The following is a 14,032-nucleotide window of genomic DNA, read 5'->3' on the forward strand; positions in this document are numbered from 1 at the left end:
CCGTCATCGTCTTTTTCCGCAGCAATCGTGCCTTGACTTCCACTTGTTCGGTGTCTTCGTCTGCCGGTGGGGTGATGGTGACCGAGCCGTCCTCTTGCGCCACGACATCCGGTGGATTCGGTGCAGTCACATCTTTGGCGGTATCGCTGTCCGGTTTGCTTTCGTTACCCGCTTCATCGGTGGCGGTCGCCGTTACTTCACTGCCGTCTTTGACTTGATCTGCCGGAATGGTAATGACGCCGGTATCCGGATCGATAGTCACATCCGGATTGGTCGTTGTCCATTTACCGTCATCGTCTTTTTCCGCAACAATCGTGCCTTGAGTACCGTCCGGTTTGGTGTAAACCACTTCCACTTGTTCGGTGTCTTCGTCTGCCGGTGGGGTAATAATAACGGATCCGTTGTCTTGAGCTTCAACCGTTGGTGAGTTTGGGGCTATTGTATCCACTTCGGCAGGATTTGCATTTTTGCCGTCACTATTGCCGGCGGCAATGGCTACGGCTGCTAATGGAACCAACGCTAACAACCACCACGGACTAAATACCCACAATCCACTGATTTCGTCTCCTCCCAGTGCTTGTGGAGCAGACATTTGCTCTGCAAGCATACTAACCGCATCAGGAGTTTGCCCGGACTCCGGTACATAGGCATAAATATTGCCATTTTCATGTTGACCAACAACTAAATTGGTTGTACCTGCCGCATCTTCACCATAATAATCTTCAATGGTAATATCTGTCGCCATATCACCATTTTCTAACAAAATATGTAGATCATTACCCATACGTTTAGCAATGATATTTTGTGGTCCAAACCCGGTTGAATCATCAATTAATTGATAATTTACTTGATCTTGTGCTTTGATGATCAATGTTTCGGTATCAGTAATTTTGTAATTTGCAATTTCAGTTTTTGCATTCAAAACTTTTAAAGTTGTTGGCATATTTTTTATCCTAAATTAAAAATTAACAGTAATAAATTTAGAGAATTCGCCAAAATACGATTACGCGGCAAACACTCTTTTATGTCAGTTATGTAAGTTTATTGTTTGTAGTTTGTAGTTTGTAGTTTGTAAATATAATTCAGCGTGCGTTTATATCACAAACTTTGTGCGAGCTCAAGATAAAAATTTAAATTAATTGACAATTAAAGGTAAAATGATAACAAATGTCAAGCCGCCGACACTAACTGTCATAATTCACAACTAAACTTTCAATTTTTTGTTGGTCTTGTGTTTGATGTTCAGATTGCAGATAGCAATTAACCGAGGTGGGAGAAATAGTTCATGAAACGGTGCGTGTCATTTCGCTTGTTAGCGTTGACAAGCCGCGCGTTATTTGTAACTCAATTTTCAAAAAATTTTGTGGTTCTTGCGCTTGATGCTCAGATGGTTGGTACTGAGTGGCAGTACGCTTTAATACCCGCCAAATATCACGGTCGAATTGAGGATCTTTTTGCTTTACTTCCGCCCAAACATCCTCAGCCCATCCTTGTCTATTAATGAATGAATTATATCTTTAAAATATTGCAAAATTTGGAGTCACTACAGACGTAAATAACTTACAACACGGTGCAATCCGGTACCATTTGACGATTTCAATAACACCCGACTCGAGTCATTCAATATAATCGTGTTATTTTCAAACAGCTTGATGACGGCTTCAGCATCCGGTACCCAATACAAGTGCGGTATACGCTTTAACGGTTGTAATGCTTGATACAATGACCGCATCTCCGCACCACACAAAATCACCATACTTGCTTGCGTTTGCAGCACCTCATCCTGTAATTCCAAATGGTGTTTCTGACTTTCCGCCCCTAATTCCAACATATCGCCCAATATCAATATCCGCTGTTCAGGCAGGCTTGTATCATCTGCAAATGCCTGTAAAGCCGCTTTCATAGAAAACGGGTTGGCATTGTAGGCTTCATTAATCACCGTAATCGTTTTGTTTGCATAAACACGTTGAGACACATCACCACGCCCTTCCACCGGTTGAAATTGCTCAAGTGCGGTCAGAATAGCGGGCAAATCCAAATCTTGCTGAGATGCGATGGTGATAACCGCTAAGGCATTCAGCATGAGATGCTTACCTTGCGCAGCTAATTTCACCGTCATTTCTTGACCGAACAACGATACTTTTGCGATGCCCTGCCGATAACTCAACAAGCGAACATCCGCATGCGGATGTTCGCCATAGCTTACCAGAACGAGCTGTTGCCGCTGTGCAGCAACAGCAATTAATTCAAACTGAGCAATATCACGACATACTACCGCCAAACTTTTTGGCGGCATAGCATCAAAAATACGTGATTTTTTGAGTGCTACGGTATCTAAATCATTATGATATTCCAAGTGCGCTGCCGCAATATTGGTGATCACGGCAACATCAGGTTTCACCAATTGGCTGTTAAGCGCCATATTGCCAATCGCCATTTCCAATACCCAATGTGCAGCAGTTTGCGACATACAGGCTATATTCCATGCAATACCAATCGGCAAATTCGCACTGCCTTGCGTTTGAGCAGTCGGCGCAATGGCGGATAGTGCTTGGCTCAACATGGCAACCGTGGTGGTTTTACCGGCACTGCCTGTAATGCCGTAGGTTTTACCGCGATAAGTCGAACGTGCCAAATACGCTAAATCCAATGTTGCCTTCCGCACATCATTCACTATTAACAACGGCACACCAAGCCCGGCATAAGCTTCAGGATCATCGCAGATAACCGCCGATGCTCCTTTGAGTACAAAGGATTTCACCGCAGGAAGCGGCAAATAACCTGTTTGCATATTTTTCCCACGAGCAACGATGATATGCCCCTTTTGGAAACTTTTGGGAAAAATGCTCACCCCCGTCGGTTGCCAGTTTTCAGGCGCAGGCGTATGCCATTTTCCTTTGGTTGCCACTTCCACATTAACCGCATTAAAGGCGGTATTTTGTTTGTTTTTTTGTTGCTGCAAACTCTTCGGATAATTGCCGTTTTTTAACAATTCATAGTAATGCACAAAGCCTGACAAATAGTGTTCCACATCATCAATCCGCACACGGAAAGCGTGATGACGGATAAAAAAACCGTGTAGAATTTTATTCGGGTTGGCAAAGTGCATGGCATTCTCAGGAAAGAAGAAGCCGTTGACCAAATAATTTGCACGGGTATGCAGAGCGGTATAAAACGCTGCCACATCAAAACCATCGAGTACATCTTGATATTCAGGAAATTCGTCTAATTTAAGCAGCATTTTATGAAATGCCATACACAATTCCAATAATGTTGGAAACGTGGTCAATCGGTTCTGAATAAAATTCAGATAGCCTTTCACGTTATCAACCGCAAATTGGAAATAACGCCGCTCAGGCTTGTAACGCACCAATTCGTTTGAGCAGTAAGACAACCAATGGTCGTGCGCTTTTTCATGGTGATTAGCAATAAAAAAATCAAATGCCCGTTCCACACAAGCCAGCCATCGGGGATCCTGCGTCACCCCATATAAACGCATTAAACCAAATGCCGCTTCACCATCATAATAAATGGTACGGGTTTTCTCCATAACCGCCAATGTTTGCCCGTCTAAAATATGCACGAAACCGCCATTTTCTTCCTGCATGGCAACAATGCCGACAGCCAGGTTTTCACATATCTTCAGCAACTGCCAAGCGCGGTCATTTTCGGGGAACATTTGTGCGTATTTTACAAACGCCAAAATCGCCACCGCATTGGCACCAAGCTTGATTTCATTGTTCACCTCCAACACATACGCTTTGCCATCAGCATAACGGCAGATATTATGCGTAACAAAATAATCAATTGCCGCTTCTATGCGTGTTCGTACTGTTTGTAATTCATCTGTCTTAAGAATATGCGGGCTGATTTCGGTCGCCACGTTAGCTTTAGTCGCCACTAATTGCCCGCACAATTCTAACCCCTCCAGCAAGGCATAAGTGCTGGAGGCATGGCGCAGCGTGTTATAAGTTGGAATGGGCTTGTCAAAACAGGGGAAATTTCCATACTGAAACAAACCGCTCTCTTCAATTTGGCGACTTAAATATTGAGTGCTTAAATGCACTAATTCGCTCGTTGTTTCAGGATCTAAGGCAAAAAACGTCCGGCGCCCGTGTTGGCGTGGCAAGGCTGAAAGAATGTGTAGTTGTTGCGTATCGGCATCTAAAAATACGCCCGCCGTCACAAAGGTAATCACAGGCATATCCGCTTTAAAATCAGGCATTTGTTTGGAAGAAAAACGTCCTTTCAGATAGCGTTCCAAGTTTGCCTGATTGATGCCGGCTAAGGGTTTATCCGCCCCTAAATAAAGCGCAGCATGGGCATTGAGTTCCATTTCTGTTGCCATCAGCCAAGGGGAAGTCATCCCTTTGAATGCAATACCTGAACGGAAATAATTCCGTTTGTATTTCTGCAATTCCTGCTGTAATGCCGCCCAGCTCATTGCCGATTCAGCAATCACCCATTCCACCTTCAACCATTTAACAGGCTGCGCAAAATGCTTAGCAAGCGCATTGATTTTATCCTCGATTTTGGCTTGCACGCACGCCCAGTCGCTATTTGCCAATTCATATTTATTAAAAAACAGGCTGGCACACTTGGCACGTTTTTCACCACTACTGAGTGAAATGATTAAAGTATCTGCCAACTCACCCATGCTATGCTGTTGTTTATAACATGAATAGATTTGTGGCAGCCGGTTGGTGAATAAAGTCAATAATGAAGTCATAATAGCGCAGTAATCAGTAAATTAATGGTAAAATAGTAATTATTAATTATAACTAATCGGCTAGTAAAAATCCGCAAAATCAAGAAAAAGAAAGGTTTTTTATTTTAAACGCAAACTTAAGTAAATTCCGAAAATAAATCGTTTTAAGCATCAGATAATATGGCAGGCAACAGCGCACAAAAGAGAATACAATCCGCAGCCGATTCAATTGAAATCATTCAGATAGGAGGTACATCTCATGGTAAACAGCACACCATTTGGTGAACTAAAAGAAAAATTTAAAGCCCATAATATCTTTTTTCGCTTCCGCACCGATGAACCGCGACATAAAGATACCGATTTGATTCGTTATGAGTCCGGCAGAATAATTGAACCCTATACCGCTTTTGTGGAAGGAAGCAATGTTTTTACCATGGGCAGCTTCTCTTATTCTTGCACCGCAGGCTTACCGGTAAACACCGAAGTCGGGCGTTACTGTTCGATTGCCGGTGGTTTAAAAGTACTCGGGGTCAGACACCCTTATGAATGGCTAACAACCAGCAGCAGCACTTACGACCGCTTTTCGCTATTTTTCAAACAATATTGTTTAGACAATAATATAGAAGCCAAATATTATCGTCGCCCGACCAATGAAAGTATCAGCGGGCGTAAAGACGGCATTATCATCGACCATGATGTGTGGATTGGTGCCAATGTCGTATTAAAAAGCAACATTCATATTGGAACTGGCGCCGTCATTGCTGCAAATGCCGTGGTCACAAAAGATGTACCGCCTTACGCCATAGTAGGCGGTAATCCGGCCAAATTAATTAAATACAGATTTAACAATGTACAGATTGAACGGCTGTTGGAAAGCCAGTGGTGGCGTTACGCCTTTCCGGATATACAGCAGCTGGATATTACCGATATAGAACGGTTTTTAAGTGAATTTGGCGATAAACAACATGAGTTAGCCGCATTTGAGCCGAAACCACTGATTTTATAAATCACGTCTTAATCTTGCAAAAGCCGTCTGAAATATGATCTTTCCGACGGCTTTTATTCTGCCGATAGGATAATATGTATGCCGGCGAAGATTTCAGTCGAAAAAAACAAAAATCCCCGTAATGGCTGACATTAGGGGACTAAGAGAATGTAATACTTAAGTCAGTCTTGCCTTACAACACAATCGTTTTATTTTCATAAACAAAAATACGGTCATTCAACGCTAAATCCAATGCTCGGGTCAGTACGCTTTTCTCAACATCACGTCCGGCGCGCATCATGGCGTACGCATCATAAGTGTGATCGACATTAATCACATCTTGCATGATAATCGGGCCTTGATCCAATTCATTATTAATGAAATGGGCGGTTGCGCCGATAATTTTCACGCCGCGCTCATAAGCCTGCTGATAAGGTTTTGCGCCGATGAAGGCAGGCAAAAACGAATGATGAATATTGATCACCCGGTTCGGGTAGCGTTCGACAAATTTAGGGTTCAGCACCCGCATGTATTTTGCCAGCACGATCAAGTCGGGGCGATAAATATCAATTTGCTCCGCCAATAAGTGATCATGTTGATCGCGGGTTAGATTTTCATGACAGACATAGTGAAACGGAATATCAAACCGATCGACAAGGCTGCGTAAAGTATCGTGATTGCCGATGACGGCGGCAATTTCAACATCCAAACCGCCATAATAATTTTTCATTAAAATATCGCCCAGGCAATGCGCTTCTTTAGTCACCAAAATAACGATGCGCTTTTTCTGACGCGTGATAATACTGTGCTTTGCGCCGGTCGGTAATGCCAGATCTAATTCGGTAGACAATATCTCGTCATTAAAGATACCTTGTAATTCGGTACGCATAAAAAAACGTTTACTACTGTTATCGACAAATTCACTATTATGGGTAATATTCAGTTGGTGCTTGTAACAAATATTCGTTATTTTGGCAACCAGCCCTTTATCATCCGGACATTCCGTCAGTAAAATTTTATTTTCAATCATATAATTTATTTTAAATATGAAAAAAATAAACCCTTACGGGTTTATTTTAACAGGTTGAAATTGAAGCGTGGATTTAGATTGTAAAATCGTCCAACGACTTTCCGCTGTCTAATGCATCTTGAATAACTTTCGGCGTTCTGCCTTGTCCTGTCCAGGTTTTTAGCCGACCATTATCGGCATATTGGTATTTTGCAGGGCGAGGAGCACGTTTCTTACGCTCTGTTGCAGCCGGATTATCCAATAATAATGTCGCCAGTTCTTCTTTGCTCAGACCGCTCTTTTCCAATTGCGCCTTTAATGCCGCCACTTTTTCTTTGCGTTCTGCTTCCTGCTGTTCAATTTTCAGCAGTTCTTCTTTTTTTTCATCAATAACGATAACAAACTTTGCCGCAATATCTTCCAGTTGTTCCAAAGACAGATCTTTGGCCAATCCGCGAACACTGCGTAAATTAGATAACTTCTTAATCAAATCATTCATAATCAATCCTATAAAAATTTCATGAGTAAAAATCGGTGAATATTTAGCTAGAAATATAAAGGAAAAAAAACGGATAATCAAACGATTTATAATATGTCTTATTATATTTTCGTGAAATTTTATTAAAATCGGAGCCATTGATTTAATTTAACTTGGTTTTTTTGGGTTCTTATTGTAGTCTTTTGTCTGCCGTTATCCTGAACACCGTGGGTCTGCACCGCACTTCAGGAAACCAATCCTTTCATTCCAATATAGTAGAACCTGCGTTAATCGAATTTTGTAATGGATATGGTGTACGTAATACAAGAAGATTACGTGTTAAATTTTAGCTTGCATGGTCTGACGGGCGATCATGTTTTATTGATAAAATCACTTATTGCAGTGATTTGTCTTCTGTGATGGAACTTTTTTATGGATTTTGTTGATTTTTCTCATTCATTTTGGTCAGTTATTCCGCCGCTATTGGCGCTCTCATTGGCAATGATTACGCGTAAAGTTCTGCTTTCGTTAAGTGCGGGTATTATCATTGGCGCCTTAATGCTGAGCGGCGGCAATGTGCTAAACGCCGCCCGATATGTCTTTTCCAGTGTTTTATCGCTGGTTTATACCGATGGCGGGCTGAATGCCGATTACACCAATATTATTATTTTTCTGCTTTTATTAGGCATATTGACCTCGTTACTGACGATTTCCGGCAGCAATAGGGCATTTGTCAATTGGGCGCAAAAACATATCAAACAAAAACGCGGCGCAAAATTATTAACCGTTTTTCTCGGGGTGTTTATTTTTATCGATGACTACTTCAACAGTCTGGCGGTCGGCGCCATTGCCCGTCCGGTCACCGATAAATATAAAATTTCCCGTGCCAAATTGGCTTATCTGCTGGATTCAACCGCAGCGCCGATGTGTGTCATTATGCCGATTTCCAGCTGGGGCGCCTATATTATTACCTTGGTCGGCGGTTTACTGGCAACACATGCCATAACCGAATACTCACCGATAGGCGCATTTGTGGCGATGATCGGCATGAATTTCTATGCGATTTTCGCCTTGGTGCTTGTGTTTATCGTGGCTATTTTCTCCTTTGATATCGGCCCTATGGCGCATTTTGAACGCAATGCAGAAAATGCCGCGGCAATCGAAGAAGATGCGCAAGACGGCAAATTGGGACGTGTGCGCGATCTGGTCTTTCCTATTTTGGCACTGATTGCGGCAACCGTAAGCATGATGATCTACACCGGTGCGCAAGCGCTGGCCGCTGATCAACTGCCGTTTTCCGTTCTCGGCGCATTTGAAAATACCACGGTAGGCACATCATTGGTGGTCGGCGGCGGCGTTTCGTTAATCATCGCCACTCTCTGTGCATTAAGCTCAAAACAAATTTCATTAAAAGAATATGCTATTGCATACGGCTTAGGGGCAAAATCGATGATCGGTGCGATTTTAGTCCTGTTCTTTGCTTGGACGATTAATACGATTGTCAGCGATATGCAAACCGGAAAATACCTATCGAGTTTAATCGGTGATTCCGTATCCATTGGTTTCTTGCCGGTATTACTGTTCATCTTGTCGGCAGTTATGGCATTTTCAACCGGTACCAGCTGGGGCACATTCGGCATTATGCTGCCGATAGCCGCATCAATTGCCGTGCACGCCGAACCTTCATTATTGTTGCCTTGCCTTTCTGCCGTCATGGCGGGGGCGGTATGCGGCGATCACTGTTCACCGATTTCCGATACGACAATCCTCTCCTCTACCGGCGCAAGCTGTAACCATATCGACCATGTAACAACCCAATTACCTTACGCCTTGCTGGTTGCCGCTGCGTCTGCCGCCGGTTATGTGGTATTGGGCTTTACACTCTCCGGCGGGCTGGGATTTTTGACAACGGCTGTCGTCATGATAGGGTTGATTTTGCTGTTAAAAAAACGTACTACTGGTTAAACCGCACTTTCGGCAATAAGCAGATAATTTTTTGAATTTTATAAAATGCGATACATTATCGCATTTTTTTATTTTTTGATGCCTTTATTTTTATAAAATATCGAAAATAAATTAATTAAAGCATTTTATACTTTAAAAATCCCGAAACAAACCTATTTTTACATAAAAAAAGAGTAGACAAAGCCAAGAACTTATCGTAAAAATAATCCATCTTTGAACATACCAAGAGATTAATTCAGGAGTGATTGATGAAAAAACTATCGGGCGCTGAAATTATTGTACAGGCTATCCGTGACCAAGGCGTAAAATTTGTCTTCGGCTATCCTGGCGGATCCGTACTGGATATTTACGATGCCATTCAAACACACGGCGGAATCGAACATGTCTTGGTACGCCATGAACAGGCGGCGGTTCACATGGCGGACGGCTATGCCAGATCAACCGGTGAAGTCGGCTGCGTACTGGTAACCTCCGGCCCCGGCGCAACCAATGCGATTACCGGCATTGCCACCGCTTACATGGATTCCGTACCGCTGGTTGTTTTTTCCGGACAAGTCCGCAGCGCCTTAATCGGTAGCGATGCATTTCAGGAATGCGATATGATCGGCATTTCCCGTCCGGTGGTAAAACACAGTTTTTTAGTAAAACGCGTCGAAGATCTTTCGGAGACGATCAAAAAAGCATTTTATCTTGCCGCCAGCGGTCGTCCGGGGCCGGTCGTCATTGACTTGCCTAAAGATATCGTCAATCCCGCCAATAAAATTCCTTATATCTATCCGGACTCCATCAGCTTACGCTCCTATAATCCGAATATTCACGGCCACAAAGGACAAATTAAAAAAGCGCTGAAAGCCATATTGGTCGCCAAAAAACCGGTTATGTTTGTCGGCGGCGGCATCATCAGCGCCAATTGCGCCGATCAGGCGACCGAGTTTGCCAAAAAATTGAATCTGCCGGTTGTCAGCTCACTGATGGGGTTGGGCGGTTTTCCGGCAACGGACAAACAATTTCTCGGTATGTTGGGTATGCACGGCACTTATGAAGCCAATAATACCATGCATGAAAGCGACTTGATTTTAGCTGTGGGTGTCCGCTTTGACGACCGCACTACCAATAATCTGGAAAAATACTGTCCGAATGCGAAAGTCATTCATATTGATATCGACCCGACGTCTATTTCCAAAAATGTGCATGCCTATATTCCGATTGTCGGCAGCGCGGAGTTGGTACTAGATGAATTCTTATCGTTATTGAGCGACGAAAACACCTTGAAATCACAGGTATCCTTAGAATCTTGGTGGCAGCAAATCGGGCAATGGCGCGATCGGCACTGTCTGACTTATGAACACAGCGATCAAGTCATCAAACCACAGCAAGCCGTAGAGATGATTTACAAAATCACTAAAGGCGAAGCCTATATTGCTTCCGATGTCGGGCAACACCAAATGTTTGCCGCCCTGTATTACCCGTTTGACAAACCGCGCCGCTGGATTAACTCCGGCGGTCTCGGTACGATGGGATTCGGACTACCGGCGGCGATGGGGGTAAAAATGGCACACCCGGATGCTTGTGTGGTCTGTATTACCGGCGACGGCAGCATTCAGATGAATATCCAAGAACTGTCGACCGCACAGCAATACAACATTCCCGTGGTGATTATCAGCCTGAACAACCGTTTTTTAGGCATGGTAAAACAGTGGCAGGACATTATTTATGCCGGACGCCATTCACAGTCCTACATGAATTCATTACCTGATTTTGTCAAGCTGGCGGAAGCCTATGGCCATGTCGGGATCCAAATCGACAATCCCGCCGAATTGGAAGCGAAACTGGAATATGCATTTTCCCTCAAGGATAAGTTGGTCTTTGTCGATATTCTGGTTGATGAAACCGAACACGTTTACCCGATGCAAATTGCCGGCGGCGCCATGAACGAGATGATTTTAAGTAAAACGGAGAGAACATAATGCGCAGAATTATTTCAGTCTTATTAGAAAACGAATCCGGCGCATTGTCGCGCGTTATCGCCCTATTTTCGCAACGTGCCTTCAACATTGAAAGCCTGACCGTCGCACCGACCGACGATCCGACATTATCGCGGATGACCATCGAAGCGTTCGGGGAAGAGAAAGTCCTTGAACAGATTGAAAAGCAGCTGCATAAATTAGTCGATGTATTTAAAGTCATCAACTTGAGCGACTGCGAACATGTCGAGCGTGAAGTCATGTTGCTGAAAGTCCGAGCGCAAGGTAACACCCGTGATGAGATCAAACGTCTGTCGGATATCTATCGCGGACAAATCATCGACGTTACCCCGAAAAGCTATACCATTCAATTAGCCGGAACCAAAGACAAGCTCAATGCATTTATGGCGTCGGTAAAACAGGAAAGCGAGATTATCGAAGTCGTCCGCTCCGGCCTCATCAGCCTTTCACGCGGTGAAAAAAACTGCTTATAACAGTGATCGGGCGGTTTCACAACCGCACTTTTATCCTCTGCCGGACATCGTATTCGTGGGTGTCCGGCGTAAAATGTCGCGAAGTCGCATCATCACTTCCTTATCGCCTTACCACGTGATTTCACTCACAAAACTTCGTTTGCAATGATTTAGATCATGTCTGTCCATTCCACTTAAGAGGCAGTAATGTTAAAATTTTCCCGTTACCGATTATTCTATTAACAGAGGACATTAACTATGACATTTCGTATTGAAAAAGACACTATGGGTGAAGTTCAGGTTCCGGCGGACAAATATTGGGGAGCACAAACCGAACGTTCACGCAATAATTTTAAAATCGGTCCTGCCGCTTCTATGCCGCATGAAATTATCGAAGCGTTCGGCTATTTGAAAAAAGCCGCCGCCTATGCCAACACCGATTTAGGCGTGCTGCCGACAGAAAAACGTGATTTAATCGCTCAAGCCTGTGATGAAATTCTGGACGGTCAACTGGATGAGCAGTTCCCGCTGGTGATCTGGCAAACCGGCTCCGGTACCCAGTCCAATATGAATGTCAATGAAGTCGTTTCCAATCGTGCCCATGTTTTGAACGGCGGAAAACTGGGCGAAAAAAGTATTATCCACCCGAATGACGACGTCAATAAATCGCAATCGTCCAATGATACCTACCCGACCGCCATGCATATTGCGGCTTATAAAAAAGTGGTCGAAACCACAATTCCTTGTGTCGAGCGCCTACAAAAAACATTCGCCGAAAAGGCGGCTGCATTTAACGATGTAGTCAAAATCGGCCGTACTCACTTAATGGATGCAACGCCGTTGACACTTGGTCAGGAATTTTCCGCCTATGCGGCACAATTGGCATTCGGACTCAAAGCGCTAAAAAATACGCTACCGCACTTGGCAGAGTTGGCATTAGGCGGTACAGCCGTCGGTACCGGGCTAAACACGCCGCAAGGCTATGATGTGAAAGTGGCGGAATATATTGCTAAATTTACCGGTTTACCGTTTGTCACCGCACAAAACAAATTCGAAGCACTGGCCACCCACGATGCCATCGTTGAAACACACGGCGCACTGAAGCAGTTGGCGGTCTCCCTGTATAAAATCGCAAACGATATCCGCCTGTTGGCTTCCGGCCCTCGCTCCGGTATCGGTGAAATTCTGATCCCTGAAAATGAGCCGGGTTCTTCCATTATGCCGGGCAAAGTCAACCCGACCCAATGTGAAGCCCTGACCATGGTCTGCGCACAAATTTTGGGAAATGATACCACCATTTCATTTTCCGGCACGCAAGGCCACTTCCAATTAAACGTATTTAAACCGGTAATGGCGGCTAACTTCCTGCAATCCGCCCAATTACTGGCTGATGCCTGTGTTTCTTTCGATGAACATTGCGCCGTCGGAATCGAGCCGAATCATCCGCGTATTCAAATGCAATTGCAAAATTCCTTAATGCTGGTAACCGCACTTAATACCCATATCGGTTATGAAAATGCGGCGAAAATTGCCAAAACGGCACATAAAAACGGTACAACCCTGAAAGAGGAAGCCATTAATTTAGGCTTGGTCACCGCTGAACAATTTGACCAGTGGGTACGCCCTGAAGATATGGTCGGCAGTCTGAAAAAATAGACTGTTTGTATTGCTCGAACGGGATCTTCGGATCCCGTTTTTTATTCTAAGGTCAATTAGACCTTATCGGCATTTATGCTATAATCCCGACAATGATATTGTGAGTCGTCGAATGGTATTCACCGGTTATATGATGAAATTATTGAAAACTGCCACTACCCTGTTTGCTTTATTATGTTGTAAATTGGCATCTGCTACTTGGTTGCCGGTCGGCACGGTTGATTATATGTGGGGGCCGTTCCATATTTACACTATTACGTTATACAGTGAAAACGGCAAATACCAGCCGGCACAACGTCCGTTAATGCTTACATTGAATTATGCCAAACCGGTCGAAGGTAAAAACTTTGCTATCACCCTCAAAAAAGAACTCAGCAATATTGCGCCGCAAGCCCCCATCGAGCTGCAAGATCAGTGGGCAAAAAAGCTGGAGCAGACATTGCCCGACTTTCAGCCTAAAGATTTACTGAATTATATTGCCTTGGAAGATACCGGCTATTTTGTGTTGAATGACACAGTGTTGGAGCCTCAATTCAGCAAAGCATTCAATCAAGCATTTTTAGATATCTGGTTATCACCGCAAAGCAGCTTTAAACGGTTACAAAGTCAATTGTTGGGGCAAAATAAGAACGAAGAGGCCACGACTGAGTCTGAATACTCGCCCCCGCAACGTCAACTGGAAAGTGTGCCGGTCGAAGATGAAAGCAAAGATCCGCTGCCTTTGCCGCTTGCACCCGAAATGGCACCGTCCGCACCGGAAAGTGCGGAAGCAAGTTAAATTGATCCGCTTGCCC

General features: G+C 44.1%; 9 protein-coding genes and 1 pseudogene. 6 read left to right on the top strand and 4 right to left on the bottom strand.

From position 1 onward, the window contains the following. Positions 1-745: pseudogene (locus OA57_RS12275) on the bottom strand (hypothetical protein); the annotation flags it as partial. A gap of 798 nt (positions 746-1,543) precedes the next feature. After that, a complete protein-coding gene (locus tag OA57_RS08770; RefSeq protein WP_161788345.1) occupies positions 1,544-4,657 on the bottom strand; it encodes a UDP-N-acetylmuramoyl-tripeptide--D-alanyl-D-alanine ligase in 3,114 nt (1,037 codons plus the stop codon). A gap of 310 nt (positions 4,658-4,967) precedes the next feature. Here OA57_RS08770 and OA57_RS12925 point away from each other — a divergent pair, with 310 nt between their 5' ends. Beyond that, the gene (locus tag OA57_RS12925; protein WP_034616512.1) at positions 4,968-5,714 is read left to right on the top strand and encodes a CatB-related O-acetyltransferase; all 747 of its coding nucleotides are present in this window, start codon (positions 4,968-4,970) and stop codon (positions 5,712-5,714) included. A 172-nt stretch (positions 5,715-5,886) separates the two neighbouring features. Here OA57_RS12925 and purU read toward each other — a convergent pair whose 3' ends face one another. Continuing rightward, a complete protein-coding gene (purU, locus tag OA57_RS08780; RefSeq protein ID WP_034616516.1) occupies positions 5,887-6,723 on the bottom strand; it encodes a formyltetrahydrofolate deformylase in 837 nt (278 codons plus the stop codon). A gap of 73 nt (positions 6,724-6,796) precedes the next feature. Continuing rightward, positions 6,797-7,201 (bottom strand): H-NS family histone-like protein, encoded by a 405-nt coding sequence (locus OA57_RS08785; protein ID WP_034616519.1) that lies wholly within the window; start codon positions 7,199-7,201, stop codon positions 6,797-6,799. A gap of 411 nt (positions 7,202-7,612) precedes the next feature. Between OA57_RS08785 and OA57_RS08790 the strand changes: the two genes are divergently transcribed. From OA57_RS08790 to OA57_RS08810, 5 genes are all read left to right on the top strand, one after another. Beyond that, positions 7,613-9,145 carry a Na+/H+ antiporter NhaC family protein gene (locus OA57_RS08790; RefSeq protein ID WP_034616521.1) on the top strand — a complete coding sequence of 511 codons (1,533 nt, stop codon included), beginning with the start codon at positions 7,613-7,615 and terminating at the stop codon, positions 9,143-9,145. Between the two features lie 248 nt (positions 9,146-9,393). Continuing rightward, on the top strand, positions 9,394-11,112 hold the full coding sequence (locus OA57_RS08795) for an acetolactate synthase 3 large subunit (protein ID WP_034616522.1): 1,719 nt from the start codon (positions 9,394-9,396) through the stop codon (positions 11,110-11,112). Then, positions 11,112-11,603: an acetolactate synthase small subunit gene (gene ilvN / locus OA57_RS08800; protein ID WP_034616524.1), complete on the top strand. Its 492-nt coding sequence runs from the start codon at positions 11,112-11,114 to the stop codon at positions 11,601-11,603. The genes OA57_RS08795 and ilvN overlap by 1 nt, the downstream gene beginning before the upstream one ends. A gap of 237 nt (positions 11,604-11,840) precedes the next feature. Next, entirely contained in the window at positions 11,841-13,238 is a 1,398-nt protein-coding gene (gene fumC / locus OA57_RS08805) for a class II fumarate hydratase (protein ID WP_034616527.1), read from the top strand. Positions 13,239-13,371: 133 nt separating this feature from the next. After that, the gene (locus OA57_RS08810) at positions 13,372-14,016 is read left to right on the top strand and encodes a chalcone isomerase family protein (protein WP_152596742.1); all 645 of its coding nucleotides are present in this window, start codon (positions 13,372-13,374) and stop codon (positions 14,014-14,016) included. Positions 14,017-14,032: the final 16 nt, after the last annotated feature.

The organism is Chelonobacter oris, from assembly GCF_000772535.1.
GTDB classification, from domain to species: Bacteria; Pseudomonadota; Gammaproteobacteria; order Enterobacterales; family Pasteurellaceae; genus Chelonobacter; species Chelonobacter oris.